General features: G+C 73.9%; 12 protein-coding genes. 8 read left to right on the top strand and 4 right to left on the bottom strand.

All coding sequences use genetic code 11. The features are described 5' to 3' along the window. The first annotated feature begins 324 nt into the window (after positions 1–324). Positions 325–1,005, top strand: coding sequence for a formylglycine-generating enzyme family protein (locus ACH4FX_RS29425; protein WP_398484010.1), 681 nt, complete (start codon positions 325–327; stop codon positions 1,003–1,005). A 49-nt stretch (positions 1,006–1,054) separates the two neighbouring features. Here the strand turns inward: ACH4FX_RS29425 and ACH4FX_RS29420 are convergent, their stop codons facing one another. Further along, positions 1,055–2,227, bottom strand: coding sequence for an NYN domain-containing protein (locus ACH4FX_RS29420; protein WP_398483978.1), 1,173 nt, complete (start codon positions 2,225–2,227; stop codon positions 1,055–1,057). A 280-nt stretch (positions 2,228–2,507) separates the two neighbouring features. On the opposite strand from ACH4FX_RS29420, the gene ACH4FX_RS29415 reads away from it, so the two are divergent. Beyond that, positions 2,508–3,122, top strand: coding sequence for a hypothetical protein (locus ACH4FX_RS29415; RefSeq protein ID WP_398483976.1), 615 nt, complete (start codon positions 2,508–2,510; stop codon positions 3,120–3,122). A 187-nt stretch (positions 3,123–3,309) separates the two neighbouring features. Here ACH4FX_RS29415 and ACH4FX_RS29410 read toward each other — a convergent pair whose 3' ends face one another. Continuing rightward, on the bottom strand, positions 3,310–6,105 hold the full coding sequence (locus tag ACH4FX_RS29410; protein ID WP_398483974.1) for an AAA family ATPase: 2,796 nt from the start codon (positions 6,103–6,105) through the stop codon (positions 3,310–3,312). A 181-nt stretch (positions 6,106–6,286) separates the two neighbouring features. On the opposite strand from ACH4FX_RS29410, the gene ACH4FX_RS29405 reads away from it, so the two are divergent. From ACH4FX_RS29405 to ACH4FX_RS29380, 6 genes are all read left to right on the top strand, one after another. Beyond that, complete coding sequence (locus ACH4FX_RS29405) at positions 6,287–7,201, top strand: MBL fold metallo-hydrolase (RefSeq protein WP_398483972.1); 915 nt, start codon at positions 6,287–6,289, stop codon at positions 7,199–7,201. A 21-nt stretch (positions 7,202–7,222) separates the two neighbouring features. Continuing rightward, positions 7,223–8,710 (top strand): carboxylesterase/lipase family protein, encoded by a 1,488-nt coding sequence (locus ACH4FX_RS29400; protein WP_398483971.1) that lies wholly within the window; start codon positions 7,223–7,225, stop codon positions 8,708–8,710. 137 nt (positions 8,711–8,847) lie between these two features. Further along, a complete protein-coding gene (locus ACH4FX_RS29395) occupies positions 8,848–12,498 on the top strand; it encodes a hypothetical protein (RefSeq protein ID WP_398483969.1) in 3,651 nt (1,216 codons plus the stop codon). 3 nt (positions 12,499–12,501) lie between these two features. After that, positions 12,502–16,725, top strand: a complete 4,224-nt coding sequence (locus ACH4FX_RS29390) for a hypothetical protein (protein ID WP_398483967.1) — start codon at positions 12,502–12,504, stop codon at positions 16,723–16,725. 220 nt (positions 16,726–16,945) lie between these two features. Then, positions 16,946–17,770 carry a SigB/SigF/SigG family RNA polymerase sigma factor gene (locus ACH4FX_RS29385; protein ID WP_398483965.1) on the top strand — a complete coding sequence of 275 codons (825 nt, stop codon included), beginning with the start codon at positions 16,946–16,948 and terminating at the stop codon, positions 17,768–17,770. A 112-nt stretch (positions 17,771–17,882) separates the two neighbouring features. Then, positions 17,883–19,988, top strand: coding sequence for an ArnT family glycosyltransferase (locus tag ACH4FX_RS29380; RefSeq protein WP_398483963.1), 2,106 nt, complete (start codon positions 17,883–17,885; stop codon positions 19,986–19,988). Here the strand turns inward: ACH4FX_RS29380 and ACH4FX_RS29375 are convergent. Together ACH4FX_RS29375 and ACH4FX_RS29370 are read right to left on the bottom strand one after the other, a co-directional pair. Next, a complete protein-coding gene (locus ACH4FX_RS29375) occupies positions 19,964–20,224 on the bottom strand; it encodes a hypothetical protein (protein WP_398483961.1) in 261 nt (86 codons plus the stop codon). The two genes, ACH4FX_RS29380 and ACH4FX_RS29375, sit on opposite strands and share 25 nt — an antisense overlap. A 186-nt stretch (positions 20,225–20,410) precedes the next feature. Next, positions 20,411–20,755, bottom strand: coding sequence for a trypco2 family protein (locus ACH4FX_RS29370; RefSeq protein WP_398483960.1), 345 nt, complete (start codon positions 20,753–20,755; stop codon positions 20,411–20,413). Between the last annotated feature and the right edge of the window lie 46 nt (positions 20,756–20,801).

Genomic DNA, 20,801 nt, shown 5'->3' with positions numbered 1-20,801 from the left:
AAACTCCCCGGCGGACCGCGCCGGGGTACGGAATGGGTAACCCTCCGGCCGCCGGCCTACACCCGCCGAGCCGCGCTCCGCGGCCCTGCCGTACCCCATTCGGCCCATACGGCTCGGGTGCCGTGCGGAGCACCGGCGGAACGGCCCATGTCGCGCGCCGTCCGGCACGGCCGTCCGCGCCCGTGACATGACCGCACTGTGTCCGCGGATGACGTTTACATGACGGCTGTACGGCACGCCCCGTACGCCCCAAGGCCCTCGTCCGGGCAGGACCTTCCCGGCCGCCCCCGATCCGGTAGAACACCCCGTGTGACGACACTCGATATGCCCCCGCACCGGCCGGCGGCCGGGCCCCTGACCGCGATACCGGCGGGCCAGGTCGTCCTCCGGGACGAGGCCGCGAAGACGGAGCGGCGGGCCGAGGTCGCGGCCTTCCGGCTGGCGCCCTACCCGGTGACCCGCGAGCTGTACCGCAGTGTGCTCGGCGCGGCGCCCGCCGGGCCGGCGGGGCCGCGGACACCGGTGACCGACGTTTCCTGGCTGGACGCCGTACGGTTCTGCAACCTGCTCTCCCGTACGACGGGGCGGCAGCCCTGCTATGCGATGGGTACGGACCCCGACGCGCGGGACGTGGTGTGTGACTGGCGGGCCGACGGATACCGGCTCCCGACCGAGGCGGAGTGGGAGTACGCGTGCCGGGCCGGGACCTCCGGCGTCCGGTACGGGGAACTGGACGAGATCGCCTGGTACCGGGACAACGCCGGCGGCGAGGTGCATGACGTCGGGGCCAAGGCGCCCAACGCCTGGGGCCTGCACGACATGATCGGCAACGTGTGGGAGTGGTGCTGGGACGTCTACGACCCCCACGTCTACGGCCCGTACCGCACGTTCCGCGGCGGCGGCTGGCTGGACCTGCCCCGCGGCTGCCGTGCGGCGTGCCGCCGCAAGAGCCACCCGACGCTGCGCATCGACGACCTCGGATTCCGGCTGGCCCGGTCGGGCTGAGCCGCGCCTCTCGGGGCGCGCGCCCACGACCTCACCCGCACCCACGGCTTCAGCCCCGTCCACAGCGCCGGCACCGTCCCCGGCGGCGGAAGTGGTACGCGAGAGCCGCCGCCCCCAGGGCCACGCCCCACACGGTCCACAGCATCCCCGGGCCGTTCGTGCCCCACATGCCGGGGTCGAAGTTCCGGATGTTCATCAGCCCGCCCGGGACGAGCACCAGGGCCACGGTGACCGCGGGCACGAGCGCCGTCGCCGGCCGGACCGGCCGGCCCGCCTTCCACCACACCCAGCGCGGCCACACCTCGCCCCAGCGGCTGGTCAGACCGTGCGTGAGCAGTCCACCGAGGGCCGAGGCCGCAGCCAGTCCGAGCCCGATCTCCAGCATGCCCGGCGTGTTCCGCATGTCCGCCAGAAACGCGTCGGAGATGCCCAGGGGCCGGTCGAAGTACCAGGCGATCCGGGTCACGTCGTACGGCAGGGTCGAGACGACGGCCGCATACACCGCCCAGCGGCCCCACCGGCGCGCCGCTTCCGGAGTGGTCCACCGCGACGGGGTGTGCCGGCCGCGGCCGCAGCGCACGCACCTGCCTCCGGTGCGCCGCTGGTAGGCCAGCGTCGCGAGGGCCCACAACAGCCCGCCCAGGAACACGATGAGGAGATTGCCCCGGTGCCAGTACAGGACGTCCCCCACCCCGTCCTGCGGGCCCGGTATGCCGGTGAACGCGAACACCACCAGCAGCGGCGCGAAGACCAGCAGTCCGAGCGGCGAATAGTCGGGGATCAGCAGCGCCAGGGCGCCGGCCATGGCCCAGCCGAAGCCGAGCAGCCACCCGCGTGCCCGGCCCCGGATCCGGCCGCGGGCCATCAGCAGCCCGGCGACCGTACCGGCCGCGCCGACCGCGGCGATGGCGTACCCCACCACGTCCGCGCGGCTCGGTTCCAGCAGTGACGCCGAGGAGCGGTCGGCGATGGTGGCCGCGAACGGGTAACTCCCGCCGCCGAGCGCCCAGTAGAGCCCGGCGGCTCCGTACGCCAGGGACCACAGCGCAGCCAGCCGGCCGGCCCATGGGAACCACTGGGCCGGTCCGGTCCACTTCGCCCGACCCGGCCACCCGGCCCACCCGGGAGACCGCGGCCCCCGCCGTCCGCCACCGTGGTCCCGTCGGCGCGGACCGGCGCTCCCCTCCGCGTCCAGTGGTTCGGTGCTCGTCGGCACAGCCATGCTGATCCGTCCTCCCTCCCGCCCGGCAGCGGTGTCCGCCGGTGTCGCTCCAGCCTGCGGCCGGGCGGGTGGCTGGGAACATCTGCCGATCGGCGGAACGGGAGGCCGGGACCGGGGGCGCCTATGCCGTCCGGCAGAGGACGCTCCCCTTCCGCCGACACCGGCTTCCGGACCCCCTCGGTCCGCTTCCGGCGGCGAACCCTATGATCGGGCGTTCGGCGGGCAACCCCGCCGGCCGACGCTTGATGATCAACACCCAACGGGGAAACGGGGAAGAGCAGTGCAGCGCAACAAGTGGATACGTACGGCGGCGACGGTGGCCCTGGTGGCCGCGGCGGCAAGTGCCTGCGGGTCGTCACCGGACCCGCTGCTCACCAACGGCACGCCCGTGCCGAGCCCGACGGCACCGCCGTCCGGGACGGCCGCGCCACAGCACCCCGCGCCCGGCAAGAAGGCGCCGGTGCTGGACCAGATCAAGTACGACGTCGAAAGCCGGGTCCTGTCCATGGGCGGCGGGGTGCCGCAGCAGGTCACCAGCACCTGCGACACCGCCGAAGTCGGCGACAAGCCGCAGAAGTTCACGTGCACCGTCAAGTACCTGGGCATCGACGTGCCCTTCCGCGTCGAGACCAAGGGCGGCTTCATCCTGATGCAGTACACCGCCACCCCGACCCGGGGCGGTGTGGTCACCGACGAAGGCGTACGGGCCCGGGCGTGGAAGCAGTACGGGATCTACGGGGACAAGGCGGCCAAGTCGCTGCGCTGCGACAAGGTCCCCAAGGTGCGCCTGGTCCCGCTCGACAAGCCCACCGGATACCGGTGCTACGTGGGCGAGGGCGGCCTGAAGGGCGCCTACGACGTGGTCGTCACGGCCAACGGCATGCGGCTGACCTGACGGAGGCCGGTGCCCGGCGCCGGGCACCCCACCCCCGTGGGGGTGCCCGTCCGCCCGTCGTCCGCACGCGCGGTCATCCCCACTCCACCGCACCGGACATTGTTTGGCAGCCCGTTTTCGTGGGCGTAATCAATGGCGGGGAGAGGGCAGACGCGTACAGATCACCCATTTCGGGCCGCGGTGCCGCTCATTCCTGGTAACAGGCCGGGGCGGCGCTCGCCTCGATCAGGTCGCGCAGTTGGGAGCGGGCGGTGACGCCCAGCTTGGGGAAGCTGCGGTAGAGGTGTGAGCCGACCGTGCGCGGGGACAGGAAGAGCCGCTCGCCGATCTCACGGTTGCTCAGCCCGCGGGCGGCCAGCCTGATGATCTGCTGCTGTTGCGGGGAGAGCGCGGCGAGCGCGTCCGGAGCCGAGTCCATGACCTCGAGGCCGGCGGCGCGTGCTTCGGCCCGGGCGCGCTCGATCCACGGGCGGGCGCCCAGCCGCCGGAAGGTCTCCAGGGCTTCGGTGAGCGGACCGCGCGCCTCCGCGATACGGCGGCGGCGCCGCAGCCACTCGGCGAGGTCCAGCAGGGTCTGGGCGCGTTCGAACGGCCAGTGCTCCAGGACCGGGTCCGCCAGGGCCGCCCGGAAGTGCGGCTCGGCGGCGCCGGGGGCCGCCAGCAGGCCACGGGCCCGGCTCAGCACCGCACGCAGGCGGGGCGACGTACCGTCCGCCAGCGCACGGGCCGAACGTTCGACGATCGCGGTGGCTTCGGCACGTTGCCCGCTGCGCACAGCGGCGGCGGCCAGGTCCGCGAGCGCCGGGTAGGAGGCGTGGTAGTGCACGGGCGCGCCGTCCGCCGTGAAGACCATACGGAGGTGGGCGTACGCGCTCTCGTACGCGCCCTCGGCGGCCGACGCGGCACCGAGCGCACGGCGGGCGTAGACGGCGACCGAGCGGCTTTCCAGCGGATCGATCAGGGCGAGCGCGTCGGCGGCCCGTGCCCGGGCCGCCGGCACATCGCCCTCGAAGGCCAGTACGGTGGCGTCCACCGCGGCCGCACAGGCCACCGCGTGGTCGAGGCCGGCGGCCCGGCCGACCGCGGTGATGCGGGCACAGGATTCCCGCGCCTGCCCCCACCTCCCTCGTTCCACATAGGCCCAGGCGACCGCGCCGCCCAGTCCCTCCGGCAGCGGGCCGTGCAGTTCCCAGCGGCCGAACGCCTCGTCGAAGGCGCGCACGGCCCGCGGGGTTTCGTCCAGGAGCCACGCCATGATCCCGACGGTGATGAGCCGCTCCGGCCGGGTCTCCGCCTCGGCCTCCAGCCGCGGGAGCTGTGAGACGAGTTCGCGCCGGTCGTCGAAGGGGTCCGACACGGCCTGTACCCAGGTGCGCATGCTCGCGTGAGCGTCGTCCTCGGGAAGGCGCCGCAGGATCTCCTGGATGCGGTGCTGCTGGCCGTCCTCTCCGGAGTAGAAGCGGATCACGGCGGCACCGGCCAGCAGGTCCAGTGCGACGGCGGGCCGGGAGAGCGCCAACTGCTCGGCGGCGTGCGCCAGCCGGGCGAACACCACGGTGTGCCGTACGGTCAGCACCGCCAGCTTCGCGGCCTGTGCGGCGGCAGCGGTCAGCAGCGACGCGTCGTCGGTGCGCGTACGTACCGCGGCGGCCAGCTCCTCGACCCGGGCGAGGTCCCCGGTGAACACGGCTTGCCGGGCGGCCTCGACCAGCAGCCGGGCGCCGTCCTCACGCCCCGGCGCGAGTTCCGCGGCGCGCCGCAGGGCCTCGGCCGCCGCCGCGTGGCCGCCCCGCCGGCGGGCGCGGTCGGCGGTCCGCTCCAGCTCCGCCGACACGGCCGCATCCGGGCCCGGGCAGGCGGCGGCCAGGTGCCAGGCGCGGCGGTCCGGTGCGTCCCGCAGCATCCCGGCGAGCGCGCGGTGCGCCTCGCGCCGGGCGTCCGGGGGCGCGGCGTGGTACACGGCGGACCGGACCAGCGGGTGGCGGAACCGGACGTCCTGGCCGGTCCGCCGGACCAGCGCGGCCTGCTCGGCGGGCAGCCAGACCGCGTCCTCGGGGTGCGGCAGCCCGGACGGGACGACGGCCGCGGAGTCGGCGCTGTCCATGGCGGCCAGGAGGAGCAGGGCCCGCGCGGTGGAGGCGGGGAGGCCGTGCAGACGGGCGGCGAAGATCCGCTCCAGGCGGTCGGTGAGCGGGAGCGGACCAGCGAACGAGAGCCCCGCGGCCGGGGTGCGGGCGCCGGCCGCCCTCGCCAGTTCGGCCAGGGCCAGCGGGTTGCCGCCGGCCTGGGCGAGGATCTGCGTCCTGACGCGGCCGGTGGGGCCGGCCGGCTGGAGATCCAGCAGCCGGTGGGCCGCGGCGTCGTCGAGCGGCCCCAGGGTGAGAACCGGGACGTCCCGGCCGAACCCCGGGAGCTGACCGCCGTCGCGGGCCGTGATCAGCATCGTGACCGGTTCACCGGCCAGCCGTCTGGCGGCGAAGGACAGGGCGTCCAGAGAAGCACGGTCGCACCACTGGGCGTCGTCCAGCGCCACGAGCACGGGGCACCGGTCGCCCAGGGCGGACAGCAGGCTCAGGACGGCGACGCCGGTCAGCATCGGGTCGGGCGCGCCCGACTGGCGGGGCGTCACCGGTCCCGCGCCGAAGGCGTCCCGCAGCGCTGCGCGCTGCCTTTCCGGGAGCGCGTTCACCTCGGCCCGTACCGGCCGCAGCAGCTGATGCAGTGCGGAGAACGCCAGGCTTGACTCCGACTCGCTCCCCACGGCGCGCAAGACGCGCGTGCCACCGGCTTCGGCTCTGCGCACCGCGCGGTCCAGCAGCGCGCTTTTTCCCGTGCCCACATCACCGGCCAGCAGCAGAACCGGGTCGGCCGACGCCGTATCCACCGCATGGAAGAGACGCTCCAATTCCGCGTCCCGGCCCACGATGGGCTCTTCCGGATGTGGTCCCGGGCCCGCCCCGAGGTCGTCTGTGTGCCCGCCCACGGAGTCTCCAGGAATCGTGGCTCTTCTGCCGGAGCCGCCTTGCTGCTGCCCGCCCAGGCTACAAGCGGCCCGTTCCGGCGCCCGGTCCCCGTGTGCGCAGGTGCAGTCACCTGACGGATACCGCGCGTGCTGGGGCCGTTCGTACGGTTCGGGAAACACCTCCGAATTCCCAGGGACACTCATGGATCAGATAACGCTCGGCAATGTCACCATCACCCGGGTGTGGGAATATTTCGGCCCCGTCGACATGACACCTGCGACCTTTTTCCCGGAGAGCCCGAAGGACGTGTGGGACGACGGCGCTTCCTGGCTGGCCCCGCATTTCCTGAATTCCGCGACGGGGATCGTGCATTCGGCGATCCAGACCTGGCTGCTGCGCAGCGAGGGCCGGACCATTCTCGTCGACACCGGCGTGGGCAATCACAAGGAGCGCCCGTACTCGCCGGTGTGGAGCCACCTCGAAACGGATTTCCTGGCCCGGCTCGCCCGGGCCGGTGTCCGTCCCGAGGACGTGGACATCGTGATCAACACCCATCTGCACGTCGATCACGTCGGCTGGAACACCTATCTGGACGGGCGCAGCTGGGTTCCGGTCTTTCCCAACGCCACCTATCTGATGCCCAAGGACGACTTCGACTTCTGGAATCCGGAGAACGGCCACCGGCCGTTGCTCGGCCGGGGCAACCAGAATGTCTTCGAGGACAGCGTGGCCCCGGTGCACCGGGCCGGCCAGACGCTGCTGTGGGAGAACAGCCACCGGATCGACGCCTCCCTCCGCCTGGACGCGGCCCCCGGCCACACCCCCGGCTCCTCCGTCCTGACCCTCACCTCCGGGACGGACCGCGCGGTGTTCGTCGGCGACCTGCTGCACACCCCTGTGCAGATCCTCGAACCGGACGCCAACAGCTGCTTCTGCGAGGACCCCGCAGGCGCCCGTGCCACCCGCCGCAAGGTGCTGGGCTGGGCGGCCGACAACAACGCGCTCGTGATCCCCGCGCACCTGGGCGGTCACGGCGCGGTGGAAGTGACACGCGACGGAGAGAAGTTCGCCATCAAGGGCTGGGCGCCCTTCGCCCCGTACACCGAGCAGGGCTGAGACCCGCGGAGAGGCAGTACTGTGCACCACCACCTGGACCCCGTCGTGACCACCGCGCAAGGAGCCGTCCGCGGCCTGCGCCAGGACGGCACCGCTGTGTTCCTGAACATTCCCTACGCCGCCCCTCCCCGCGGCGCCGGCCGGTTCGCGCCGCCCCGGCCGCACGAGCCGTGGGACGGCGTACGGGACGCCACCGTGCCGGGACCCAGCGCGCCGCAGTCCGAGCGTCAACTCGGCAGCGTGGACATGTCCCCCTACTTCGGACCCGGCTGGAGCCGTGGCGAGGACTATCTCACCGTCAACGTCTGGACGCCCGCCACCGGCGGCGGCCGGCCCGTCATGGTGTTCGTCCACGGCGGCGCATTCGCCGCCGGATCGACGCGGTCCGCGCTGTACGACGGCTCCGCCTTCGCCCGCGACGGCGTCGTCCTCGTCACCCTGAACTACCGGCTCGGCATCGCCGGATTCCTCGACCTCCCCGGCGCGCCCGCCAACCGCGGCCTGCTCGACGTCGTCGCCGCCCTGCGCTGGGTGCGGGAGAACATCGCCGCCTTCGGCGGCGACCCGCACAGCGTCACCCTCTTCGGCCAGTCGGCCGGGGCGACCATCGTCGGCGGGGTCCTCGCCGCTCCTGAGGCCGCGGGTCTCTTCCGCCGGGCGATCGTCCAGAGCGGCAGCGGTCTGGGCGCGTTCACGGCCGAGCAGGCCGCCCGCGTCACCCGGGCCGCCGCCGCGGACCTGGGCGTCGAGCCGCACGCCGACGCCTTCGCCGGCCTCCCCGACGCCGACCTGGTCGCGACCGCCTCCCGGCTCGCGGGCATCGACCTGCGGACCGCGACGCACCGCGACCCACTGGTCGGCCTCAGCCCCTTCAGCCTCGTCCTCGACACCCAGCCCGCCGCATCGGTCGCCGCCGGGTCCGGCGCGGGCGTCGATCTGCTCGTCGGGACCAACGCCGAGGAAGGGAACCTCTACCTGGTCCCGGTGAACCAGTACGCCACCTCGACCGCCGGGGACGTCCACGACGCGGCGGCGCACTCCCACCCGGACCCCGCGCGGCTCGTCGCGGCCTACCGAACGGCACGCCCCGGGGCGTCCTTCGGCGAGCTGCGGTCCGCCATCCTGGGCGACGCGCTGTTCGGCGCGGGCAGCCGGGCCCTGGCCGACGCCCATGCCGCCCACCCCGGGTCCGGCACCTTCCGCTACGAATTCGCCTGGCGCTCCCACGCCCTCGACGGGGAGCTGGGCGCCGCCCACACGGTCGAGCTGCCCTTCGTCTTCGACCTCGCGCACCTGCCCCGACTGCGCGGGCACAACGCCCTGATCGGCCCCGACGAGCCGCCCGCGGACCTCGCGGCACGTACGCACGCGACCTGGGTCCGGTTCGCCAGGACCGGCGACCCCGGCTGGGATCCGTACGACAACGAGCGCCGGGCAACGATGCGCATCGACGCCGAGTGGGTCCGGATCGACGACCCCCGCAGCCAGGAGCGCCGGGTCTGGAGCTGAACGGAACGGCGTTCGAACACAAATCGGAGCGTTGGAATCCTCCGTACCGTCTGGTGCGGATGCGCTGTTGGAGATAGGTGGTAGGAGGTTGCGCGCCGGCCGGGAAGGCCCGGCCGGCGCGTGGGGGAGGGGGCGTCATGACTACTCCGGCGGCGTTGCGGTTGCTGCGCGGCACCGATCTCCTGGACCTGTCGTTCGGCTTCGCCGGGCTGAAGGTCGAGGAATCCGGCGGGAGCGGACGGCTGGTGCGCGCGGACCCGCAGGCGGACGCCTGGATCACCGTCACCTTCGGGCCGCAGCACACGGTGGAGCAGGCCTTCAGCGACGCGGTGCCGGGGGAGTCCCGCGAGCTTCCGGTGGGCTCCCTCATCAGCGGCCGGACCGTCCTCGTCTTCGAAGTGGGGCCGCGGGACTCGGTGCCCTTCTCCGAGGACGGCCTGCTCGACGCCATGCGGCGGCTCCCGCTGCGCGTCGTGGACGCCGCACGGGCGCCGGAGACACCCGCCGCGGCCCCGACGCGCGTGCCGTCGCTCGCGGCACCGGGCGCCGGCCAGGACGCCGCCGCCCGCGCCATGACCTCGGTGCGGCTGCTGCGTACGACGGCGGAACTCACCGCCCGCCACGGGCCGGAGACCGCGCTCGCCCTCCTGCGGGCCGCGGGCGTGCCCACCGGCGGTACGGAAACCGGGGCGCCGCTCGCCGCCGAAGCCGGCCCGCAGGACCCGCTCGCCGACCCCGCCCGCCCCCGTACCGGCATCGAACTGCCCTACCGGCTGTACCTGTCCCCGGCCCAGCAGGCGCGGTGGATCCACCGGGACCGGCTTCCGGAACCCGGATCCGGCACCCGCGTCGAACTCTGGCACACCCGGCTCGACGCCGGGACGGTCCGCGCGGTCTGGAACCGGGAACGCGGCGGCGACCCCGGCGCGCCGTACGCGTTCCGGCAGGCGCTGGAACCGGAGGACCGCCGGGACATCGTCGACCTCACCACCGGCGCCGGACTCCGCGCGCCCGACGGCACCCTGTACGTCCCGCAGCCCGTCGCGGTACGGCTGCTGATGCTCTCGGCGGCCGGCGGCTGGCTGGACGGCCTCGGCAGCTGGCCGCGGCGGCCCCGCGGCGTCTCGCTCTCCGAGTGGCGCCACCGCGCCTCGATGGGCCGCGACCAGTACGTCCGGGTGATGCGCGAAGGCTTCCTGTGCCCGTTCGGGCACAAGGCGGTGTACGTGCGCGTCACCGAGCGGAAGTTCGACGACCCCCGCGGCGCCTACCTCGTCCAGCGCGAATTCGTGGTGGTCCGGCAGCCGTTGAAGACGTACGACCCGAACACCCCGCTGCCCGCCGGGCCGGACCCCGCGAGCGACCTGGCCAACGTGCTGTTCCCCTTCAACAGCGTACGGCTGGACACCCAGCAGACACCGGACCTCGTCCCGCCCGCCGACCGGCGGAAGTTCTTCCCCGCCACGCCCGCCGAGCAGCCGTTCCACTTCAAGGTCACCGCGGTCGACCACGGCGGGAACACGGTGGAGTTCCGTACGCCGCTGCGGTTCCTCGACGAGACCCTGGCCACCGGCGACGGCCTCACCGAGGCCGTGGACGAGTACAACGCCCTGGACCGCCATCCGCCCGACCCGGCGGTCGCGGCCGGCGCCGTCGCGGTCGAGCACCCGCCCGAGGCCAGCGCCGACCTGCTCGGCCAGTCGGTGGCGCTCGCGCCCGTCCTCCGGCCCGACGACACCCGGCTCGACGTGGCCCGGATGGTGTGGGGCATGGCGGCGCCGCCCGCGCTCGCCGATCCGGCGCCGGCCGACCCCGCCGTCTCGAAGAACGCCCCGTTCCTGCCGCAGCTGCGCTGGGCGCAGGCCACCGTGCCCGCCGTCGGCCGGCTCAGCGGCGCGGACGCCACCGTGCCGGTCGGCTACGCGAAGCGGTACGCCCTGTCCGGCTTCGACACCGTCGGCGGCCCGGTCCGCAAGGCCAACGCGGGACAGGTCTTCCTCAGCCTGCTCACCCCCGCCGACCAGCCGCTGCGGATGGACTTCGGCGGGCAGCGCGACCGGTCCGGCGGCCTGACCGCGCCCAGCATGATCGTGTCCGGCCTGTCCCGCCTGACCGGGCCGGTCTCCGGTGTTCCGGTACCGGGCGGGCGGGACCCGCTCGCCCGGATCGCCGACGGCACCTTCAAGCCGGAGGAGTTCTTCCGCCCGCTGGACGTGCTCGACGAGATCGGCCCCAGTCTGCTGGGCGTGGTGCCGCTGGCCGAGGTGATCAAGGGCGTGGACGGGCTGGGCAAGGCCCTGAAGGTGCCCAACTTCTTCACCGAGACGGTCAGCGCGGTCACCGGTTTCCTCTCCGATCTCGGCCGCGCCCGGGGCCTGCTCACCCATGAACTCGACCGCTACCCGCCGGCCGCCCGCCAGGTCGCCGACACCGCGCAGAAGTTCGCCACCGTCGTCGCCGACTTCGTCGCCCAGGGGCTCGCCGGGCGCACCGGGCCGATCACGATGCGGCAGGTGGACGACGCCTTCAGCGCCTTCGCCACCGCGCTGGGGAACCTGGTCAACACCCTGCCCGCCGGTACGGACCCGGGCGTACGCACCCTGCTCACCCGCGTCCAGCAGCAGATCGCGACCTGGACCAGGGCCGCCGGGGAGGTCGTCGCGCTGCGCGACGCCGTACAGGCCGCCGCCAACGGCTTCAAGCTGCCCGAGACCGTCAACGCGCGCCTGGAGTGGAACCCGGACCTCCAGCCCGTCCTCCTGGACGGCTCGCCGGTCTTCCTCCCCGACGCCGACGGGCGGCTGTCCCTCGTCGTGGACCTGCGCGGCTCCCTGCGCCGGGACCTGAGCGTCGGCGCCGACATCAGCTGCAGCCTGGAGAACTTCTCCCTGATCCTCGTACCGAAGTTCAACGCGCTGCGGCTCCGCTTCCAACACGTCCGCTTCGTCGCACGGGCCGGACGCAAACCCGACATCGACGTCGTCCTCAAGAGCGTCGACTTCATCGGCCCGCTCTCCTTCGTCCAGACACTGCGCCGGCTCATCCCGGTGGACGGCTTCAGCGATCCGCCCGGCGTCCAGGTCACGCCCTCGGGCATCGTCGCCCGGTACGGGCTGCCGCTGCCGAACCTGGCCATCGGCGTGTTCAGCCTGGAGAACCTGCGCCTGGACGCCTATCTCGACCTGCCCTTCCTCGGCAGGTCACTGGAGATCGGCTTCGCCTTCTGCAGCCGGCAGGCCCCGTTCCGGCTCACCGTCTCGCTGCTCGGCGGCGGCGGGTTCTTCGGCATCGTGCTGACGCCCAAGCGGGTGGCCGTACTGGAAGCGGCCCTCGAATTCGGCGCGGCCGTCTCGCTCGACTTCGGGGTGGCCAGCGGCAGTCTGTCGGTCATGGCGGGCATCTACTTCCGCCTGGAACCGGCCACCGGTGAGTCCCGGCTGACCGGCTACTTCCGCGCCCGCGGCGAGGTCGACGTCCTCGGCATCGTCTCCGCCTCCATCGAGATCTACCTCGACCTCACCTTCGACACCGCGACCGGCACCGTCTACGGGCGCGCCAGGATCTCCGTCAGCGTGCACATCGGCTTCTGGTCGCAGTCGGTCACCATCGAGTGCGAGAAGCGCTTCGTGGGCTCCGGGCCCGCCCCCGCCCCGCTCGGCGCGGCGGCCGGGGAGCCGCCGCGGCCCCCCACCTTCGCCGAGATGATGGCGCCCTACACCGACCCGGTCACCGGGGCCCGGCGCGATCCCGTCACCGAGTACTGCACCGCCTTCGCGGAAGTGAGCTGAGCCATGCCCGAGACGATCCGCTGGACCGTACTGCCCGACGGCCCGGCCGCCGACGGCAAGCTCCGGCTGACGGTACTGGTCAGTCCCCGCCTCACCGGCGGCACCCGGCTGGACGCCTTCCGCGGCTTCCTGGACTGGCCGGGCACCCTGCGTACGTACGCGCCCGCGCTCCAGATCGAGTTCCTGGCGCCCGGCGCCACCGGACCCGGCGTCCTCGTCCCCACCACGGCCCGGACGGGGGGGTTCCCGCCGGCCGACAGCGTGCTGTGGGGCGAACTGTTCAAGGCCGATACGGTGGTCCGCGCGCCCGCCGGTGCCTTCGCCGCCGCTGAACTTCCGCCCCTCCTGCGCTCGTTCCCGGCCGGCGCGGTCCGCGACCAGGTCACGGCGCTGTACGAGGCAGCGGTGAGCGCGACGGCGGCGCGCCGGGTGGCGCCTCCGCCGGGCGGGGGCGAGGAGAACGGCGCGGCACCGACGGCCGCATATTCCTCGGGCCCGGCCGGCAGTTGGGACCACCCGCAGGGCAACGACCTCGACGGCGTACTGACCTCCGCCATCCGGACGTTCTCCGGCCAGGTCAGCGCCGGCTACCCACGCCTGGACCAGCTGCTCGCCCGGCCGGCCGGCGAACGGCCGCGAGCCACCGCGGACCCGAACCCGTACCGGCCCCGGCACATGGACCGCGCCGCGGACGCTTACGCACAGGACGGCGCGCTGCTCGGGCTCGCGGAGATGTACCGGTTCTACGACCGCGCGCCGCGCCCGGCGGCTTCCGGAGGCGATCCGGCCGCGGCCGCCGCCGAACCGCCGCCGGAGCGGCCGGACTTCGACTTCCACACCGCGTGCGCCCTGCTCGCCGACTACCCCGAACTCCTTCGCCGCTTCGGCCTGGCCCTGGACCTGCTCGTCACCCCGCCGGCCGGGCTCGCCGACCGGTGGCAGGCCCGCGTGACCTTCACCGCCGCCCAAGGCCACCTGAACGCCGACGAGACACTGCGTCCCTGGACGGCGCTGCGCCACGTCCCGGGCCGGCGCTTCGAGCCGTACGCCGCCGACGACGGCTTCCACGGCCACCGGATGCTCAAGCTGGGCGCCGACGACGTACACGTCACGGACCTGGACCTGGACGGCGCGGCGCTGAAGTTCGTCGAGTTCGCCCGCGTCCTCGACCAGTACCTCGGCGGCACGAACGAACCGGGCGCCGCCGTCGCCGCGGACCCCACCGCCCTGCCGGCCCTGCACGGCGCGGGCCTGACCGTCGTCCACGACGACCGCGACCGGGCCCTGGCCGACCAGATGGAGGCGGACGCCCGGCACACGGCCGGCGTCGGCCCCGACGGCAGACCGGCCGCCGCCGCGGTCCTGGACGCCGCCCACCTCGTACGCGGCCTGCGCGTCGACGTCGGCGCGGCGGACGAGCGGACCGGGCGCGTCACCGCCTGGTACCCGCTGTGCGCCCGCACGGGGGAGTACGCCATCAGGCGGCCCGGCGCCCCGGCCGTACCGGTCACCGCGGCCCCCGACGAAGGGCACGTCAAGGCGTCCGCCGTCACCCGGGACCGCACCACCGACCGGCAGCTCTACGTCCACCAGGCGCTCTTCGGCTGGCACGGCTGGAGCCTGGCCGCGCCACCGCCCGGCCGGACCCTGGGCGCCGACGACCGGCCGCAGGTGCCCGGCCCCGAGATCTCCGACCGCTTCCCGCTCGCCGCCGCGTTCCGGCCGGCCCCCGGCACCCTGCCCGCCCTGCGCTACGGCCGCACCTACCGGCTGCGCGCCCGGCTGGTCGATCTCGCCGGCAACAGCCTCGGCCCGGACGCCCCCGCCGTGGAGGGCACCGCCACCGAACCCGTCACCTACGCCCGCTGGGAACCCGTACCACCGCCCGTGATCGTGCCGAGCTGGCCGTTCCTGGAAGGCGAGTCGGAGCCGCACCTGGTCATCCGCAGCACCATCGACGACTCCGGACGGCCGCTGTCGCCCAGGGAATGGGCCGGCCTGCGCAACGGGGAGGTCCCCGACCACGAGAAGGTGTCGCCCGCCGACGGGCTCGACCGCCGCTACCGCGCCTACGACGAACGGCACCTGAGCCCGCCCAAGAGCTCGCTCCAGATGGCCGAGCAGCACGGCGTGTACGACGCGGTCTTCGGGCCCGGCAAACCGGAAGCGCTGCGCCGCCAGTACTTCGCCGCCGCGTCCCGCGAGGCGGGCAGCTACCTCGACACGGTGGTCAGCCTCCCGGAGGACCCGCGCGTCACCCGCGACCTCAAGGCCACCGGGGAGATCCACGTCGCCAAGCACAGCCCGCACGACACGTCCCCGCTGACCGAACTGCCCGTGGCACGCGGCAGCGGCCTGCACACCGGCGAGTACGTCGTCCACGACGCCCCGCAACTGCTGCTGCCGTACCTGCCCGACGTCCCCGCGCGCGGCATCGCCCTACGGGGACTGCCGGGTACGGGTACGGAACCCCACCGCACGTACGAATTCACCGGAACCTGGCCCCAGGCGCGGCCGTTGCGCCTGCGGATCGTGGAAGGGGACCGGCCGCCGGACCCGCCGACGGGCGGCGTCCTGACCGTGTACGTGCCGAAGGCGGAGGTCGTGACCGTCCGCATGAGCTGCCGGATCGCCGAGGAGGACCTGCGGCTGTTCCGCGTCTGGCAGCTGCTGACCGCCTCGCCCCTGTGGCACGACCCGGCGCGCCTGACCCCGGAGAAGCAGCGGGAACTGACGGTGGCCTCGGCCGCCGGCGAGAACTGGATGATCACGCCGTGGACGGAACTGACCCTCGTGCACGCCGTCGAGAAACCGCTGGCCCCGCCGTCCCTGGCGGACCTGCGGTTCAGCCGTGCGGCCGGGGAGACCTCCGCGCTCGTCGCCGGCACACTGTCGCTGCACGCCAGGAGCACCGGACGCGTCGACCTCGACGCGGCCTGGGAGGAGTGGCACGACGACGTCAAGGAACCCGCGCCACGGCGGGTGACCGGCCATGACCACGTCGGCGACCTCACCACCGGCCCCCGCCGGGACACCCTCGCCTTCAGCGGCGTACGGCACGAGTTCCGCGACACCCGGCACCGCAACGTCACCTACACGCCGACCGCGACCACCCGCTTCCGCGAGTACTTCCACCCGGCGATCACCGACCGGCCCGAGCTGATCACCAGCCGGGGGCCCGCCGCCCCGGGACCCACCGGACGGGGCTGGCCGGTCCCGGCCACCCGGCGCCCGGAACCGCCCGAGGTCAGCCATGTCGTCCCCACCGTCACCTGGGAACGCACGGTGGACACCGACGCGCACCGGGTCACGCGCACCCGCCGCACCGCGGGCATCCGGGTCTACCTCCGCCGCCCCTGGTTCACCTCCGGGGACGACGAACTCCTCGCCGTCGTCCTCGACCCGGGCAGCAGCCTCCCGGCCGAACTCGTCACCCGCTGCGGCATCGACCCCGTATGGGCGGACGACTCCGTCCTGCCGCGGCTGCGCACCGCCAACTTCCCGAACGCGGCCGGGGCCGTCACCGGCCGGCACCTGGCCGAGACCGTCGGCGGCGCGCCCGCGGCGGTCTCGCTGGTGACCTTCGCGCCCGACTACGACGCGCGGCTGGGCCTGTGGTCCTGCGACATCGACGTGGACCTCGGCGACCTCGCCGACAGCCCCGCCTACTTCCCCTGCCTGCGGCCGGCGTTCGTCCGCTACCAGCCGTACGCCGTCGAATCCTGCCACCTGTCGAAGGTGGTCACCGGGGAGTTCGTACAGCTGATGCCCGGCCGTACGGTCACCGCGGCGATGGCGGCGGACGGCCGGATCCGTATCGAGCTGAGCGGTCCGGCGGCGGCCAACGACGTCGGCGCGTTCGCCGGGCCGGGGCGCGAGGGCATGGCCGCCAGCCGCCGCGTCGTCGCCACCGTGCAGCAGCGGCACCGCTCGGCGGGCGACCTCGAATGGACGGCGACCGACGCCACGATCGAACTGGTCTGCACGCCCCGCGGCGCCGGCTTCGCCTGGACCGGCGACCTGACCCCGCCACCGGGCCGCTTCCCGTCCGCCACCCTCCACCGGCTCCTCGTCGAGGAGTCGGAAACCTATTTCACCGACCGGACGACGGCCACCGCCACCCTCACCGTGAACGGCACCACCCGCCCGGTGGCCCGGCGGCTCGTCCACGCGGACCACTTCGGGCTGACCACGACGGTCTTCGGGAAAGTCGTGCTGGAGGAATGAGCGCCCCGCCGGGCCGGCTGACCAGGGCGTTCGCCCGATGATGCAGGGCGGGTGGAAAAAATCGCACTGCCCGAGTGTGAGGCGCCGATGCCTGGACACAAGAGCGTCAGTGCTTCGGAACCGCAGGCACCCCGTAACGAGGGGCCAGTCTGCCGTCTTCCGGTGAGTGGCCACTCACGAGCCTGCGAACCGCCCAAACTGCGTCTAAGGAGAGCCGGCGATGGCCACCACCATGATCGCGCGCCACCACGGGCGCCGTGTCGAGGACCCCGACACCACCGAGGAGATGCGGCTGCTGGTCAGGCTGCCGGACGGGCCCAAGAAGGAGCGGCTGCGGCAGCGGGTGATCACCGCCTGGCTGCCGCTGGCGCACCGGCAGGCGGTCCGGCTGCGCGAGCGCGGGGAGCAGCTCGACGACCTCAAGCAGGTGGCCGCGCTCGGCCTGGTCAAGGCGGTGGACCGCTTCGACCCCGAGCGTGCCGACGCCTTCGAGCAGTTCGCGATACCCACCATCACGGGCGAGCTGAAGCGGCACTTCCGCGACCACACCTGGGACGTGCACGTGCCCCGGCGCACCCAGGAGCTGCGCAACAAGGTCCGCAAGGCCGTGCGCGAGCTGAGCACCACCCTGGACGGGCGGTCGCCGACCGTGGCGCAGATCGCCGGGCACGCCCGGCTGGCGGAGGACGACGTCGTGCTGGGGCTGGAGGCGCTGGAGACCTACCGGTCGCTGTCGCTGGACGTGGCCCTGGACCGCAGCGGCGACAACGAGGACTACACGCTCAAGGACACCCTCGGTTCGGCCGACGGCCGCTTCTCGCTGATAGAGGACCGCGAAGCGGTCAAGCCTGCCCTGGCACGGCTGCCCGAGCGCGAACGCCACATCCTGTACCTGCGGTTCTTCAAGGACATGACGCAGAGCGCCATCGCCGCCGAACTGAACCTGTCCCAGATGCACGTCTCGCGCCTGATCAGCCGGGCGCTGGCCCGCGTGCGGTCCGAGGTCACCCGGAAGACGGACGAGGAGCACCGGGCCGCCGCGTGACGGTGCCGCCGGTGAGCGGGGGCGGGATCGCGGCAGCCGATTTCGTGGAATAAACCGGTGGGCCCGGCCGTCCCGGCCGGCCCCGCCGCGATTCCGTCGCCCAGGAGCGCCCGTGCCAGTGTCCGCCTTCTCGGGTACCGCGTCGCTGCCGGGCGGACGGCCGCGCCGCCGCCGGGAGTTCTGGCGTTCGCCCGAGGACCAGCCCCGCTGGGCGCGGCCCGCGCTGCTCGGCATCGCCGCGCTGGCGGGCCTGCTGTACGCCTGGAACATCACCAGCAGCGGCCTGGCCCCCTACTACTCGGTTGCCGCCCGCAGCATGACCGAGAGCTGGAAAGCCTTCCTGTTCACGGCCTACGACCCCGCCGCCACCATCACCCTCGACAAGATCGGCGGCTTCCTCTGGCCCCAGGCCCTCTCCGCCCGCCTCTTCGGCTTCCACGCCTGGGCACTGACCCTGCCGCAGTGCATCGAAGGCGTCATCTCCGTCCTCGTCATGTACCGCGTCGTACGACGCTGGCAGGGCGCGGCGGCCGGGCTGCTGGCGGCCGGGCTGCTCACGCTCACGCCCGTGACCGCCTCCATGTTCGGTCACGCGATCCCGGACGCCGCCCTGTTCATGTGCCTGCTGCTGGCCGTCGACCGCTATCAGAAGGCAGTCGGCGGCGCCCGGCTGCGCTCCCTGGTATGGGCCGGTGTGTGGGTCGGGCTGGCCTTCCAGGCCAAGATGATGCAGGCCTGGCTGATCGTGCCCGCACTGGCCCTGGGGTACGGGGCCGCCGCACCGGCCAGGCTGCGCACGCGGGCCGGCCACCTGCTGGTCGCAGGGGCGGTCACGGGCGCGGTGTCCCTGTCCTGGGTGCTGATGATGACGTTGACGCCGGTGGATGTCCGCCCGTACGTGGACGGCTCGACGGACAACAGCGCGCTGTCGATGGTCTTCGGCTACAACGGCGTCGGCCGCCTCGGCTCCGGGGCCCGGGAGAGCGGCGCCAAGCTGCTCCTCCCCGGCCTCGCGGCGCAGTGCGGCTGGCTCTTCCCACTGGCGGTGTCCGGGCTCGCCTGCGGGGCGGTGCGGCGCGGCCGGCGCTTCCGCAGCGGTTACCTGATGTGGGCATGCTGGCTGCTCGTCACAGCGGCGGTGCTGAGCCTGACCGCGGTCCCGCACCGCGCGTACACGGCTGTCCTCGTGCCCGCCCTCGTGGCGCTGTCCGCGACGGGTGTCCTGACCCTGTGGCGCCTTTACCGGGCGGGCCGGGGGTGGTTCCGGTTCCTGCTGCCCGCCGCTGTCGGCTGCCAGGCGGCGTGGGCGGTGTACATCGCCCACGCGTACCGCGGTTTCGCGCCGTGGCTGGTGCCGGTGGCCGCGGCGGCGGCGGTCGCCGGGGTGACGCTGCTCGTCCTCATCCGTCCGGGGCCGGTGCCCGGGCCCGGCGCCGTTGCCGTACGGGGAAGGGCGCTGGCCGGGCTGCTCGCCGGCTGTGTCGCGATGTTCGCCGCACCGGTCACCTGGTCGCTGTCCGTCCTGAACCACCGTTACGCGGGCTCGGCGTTCGACGCCGCGGCCGGGCCGCGCGGTCCGGGCCGTGTGCCGCCGTACGCCGCCACCCTGCCCGGCGCCTTCCTCGCAGGCCCCAACGGCGAGGTGGACACCTACTTCACGTCCCGCCTGACCCCCGCTCAACAGCGCCTCCTCGCCTACGTACGACGGCACAACGGCGGCGCCCGGTACCTGCTGTCCGCGGACCGCGGCTGGGCGCGCTCGAAGGCCATCGCCGCGACGGGACTGCCGGTGCTGCCGCTCGGCGGGTTCACGCACGAGTCCGCCTCCGTCCCGCTGGCCGCGTACCAGAAGCTCGTCGCCTCCGGACGGCTGCGCTTCGCGTTGCTCGACGACACCGCGGTGCCACGCGCCGGGCGGGACGGGCAGCCGACCGAGAGCACACGGATCAGCGCCTGGGTGCGCTCGGCATGCCCACGGGTCGCCGTCCACCTGCCCGGCACCGGGCCGGCCGCCCCGGGGCTGTCCGTACGCTCGCCCACGGGGGCGCCCGCCGGTGCGCCCGGGCTGCTGACCGTGGAATCCCTGCACCGCTGCGCCCCGGACGCACGGCGCAGCCCTTCGCGCCGGGAAGGGCACGAAGGGCTGCGGGCCGGTGCGGCGGGGGAACGTGGTGAGGCCCGGGCGGCGAGTGGTCAGCGCACCCAGTGGCGGACGTAGTACTTGTGCTTGTAGAGGTCGCTGACCTTGTCGTGCGTGACGACGTCGGCCTGACCCACGGTGGCGCCGTCCGGTCCGCCGGCGTTCACACCCTCCACGTGAGTGGCGTGATAGTGGCTGGCGGTGCGGTGGTGCAGGTGCTTGCCCCCGCCACCTGCGGGAGCGGCGGCCGCGGGGGTGGCGGCGAGGAATCCGGCGGCGATGATGCCGGCGGCGGCTATCGCAGTGCGACGCATGATCTCTCCTATCGGAGTGGGATTGTTGACACGACTCTCACCCGCCACCACTCCGGCCGCACCCCGGGGACCGTCGAACGGGTTGCGCCGCGAACACGGTGGGACACCGCCGACGGCCCACCCCGGCCGCCGGACCGGCGCCGCCGGGCCCCGTCCGTACGGGTGGCCACCGCTGCCGCGGACCCGCTACGAAGGCCCGCCCACGCTGATGCCCGGCCCTTCCGGCGGGGCGTCCCGGTCGTGCGGTTTGAGCTCGATCTCGATGCGGTGGGTGCTCTCCCGGGAGAGCCCGCCGCCGGCCTCCGCGGTGACCACGCCGATCCGCAGACCGCCGCGGCCCGAGCCCTCCCGGCGGACCTGTACGGCGAACTCCACGTTGACGCGTTCCACCAGGAACCGCAGCCGGCTCAGCTCGCCGTCCCGCTGCGCCGTTTCCAGCTCCTCGCGGATCCGGCCGATGACGTCCGCCAGGCCGGCGGTCTCCGCGCCGTCCGGCCCGCCCCGGCCGCCCTGTCCGATGTTCGCTCCCATCCCGGCCCTTCCGTCACACGGTGGGGACGGTTGTCACTCCCCGCGG

Source organism: Streptomyces sp. NPDC018019, from assembly GCF_044327805.1.
In the GTDB taxonomy this organism is placed as follows: Bacteria; Actinomycetota; Actinomycetes; order Streptomycetales; family Streptomycetaceae; genus Streptomyces.
This window is presented reverse-complemented; position numbering and strand designations above follow the sequence as displayed.

What these genes read in the sequence shown, in the direction of transcription:
- ACH4FX_RS29370 (WP_398483960.1), bottom strand. Translation starts at nt 20,755, where the DNA reads ATGGGAGCGAACATCGGACAGGGCGGCCGGGGCGGGCCGGACGGCGCG.
- ACH4FX_RS29405 (WP_398483972.1), top strand. Translation starts at nt 6,287, where the DNA reads ATGGATCAGATAACGCTCGGCAATGTCACCATCACCCGGGTGTGGGAA.
- ACH4FX_RS29390 (WP_398483967.1), top strand. Translation starts at nt 12,502, where the DNA reads ATGCCCGAGACGATCCGCTGGACCGTACTGCCCGACGGCCCGGCCGCC.
- ACH4FX_RS29385 (WP_398483965.1), top strand. Translation starts at nt 16,946, where the DNA reads ATGGCCACCACCATGATCGCGCGCCACCACGGGCGCCGTGTCGAGGAC.
- ACH4FX_RS29425 (WP_398484010.1), top strand. Translation starts at nt 325, where the DNA reads ATGCCCCCGCACCGGCCGGCGGCCGGGCCCCTGACCGCGATACCGGCG.
- ACH4FX_RS29375 (WP_398483961.1), bottom strand. Translation starts at nt 20,224, where the DNA reads ATGCGTCGCACTGCGATAGCCGCCGCCGGCATCATCGCCGCCGGATTC.
- ACH4FX_RS29420 (WP_398483978.1), bottom strand. Translation starts at nt 2,227, where the DNA reads ATGGCTGTGCCGACGAGCACCGAACCACTGGACGCGGAGGGGAGCGCC.
- ACH4FX_RS29395 (WP_398483969.1), top strand. Translation starts at nt 8,848, where the DNA reads ATGACTACTCCGGCGGCGTTGCGGTTGCTGCGCGGCACCGATCTCCTG.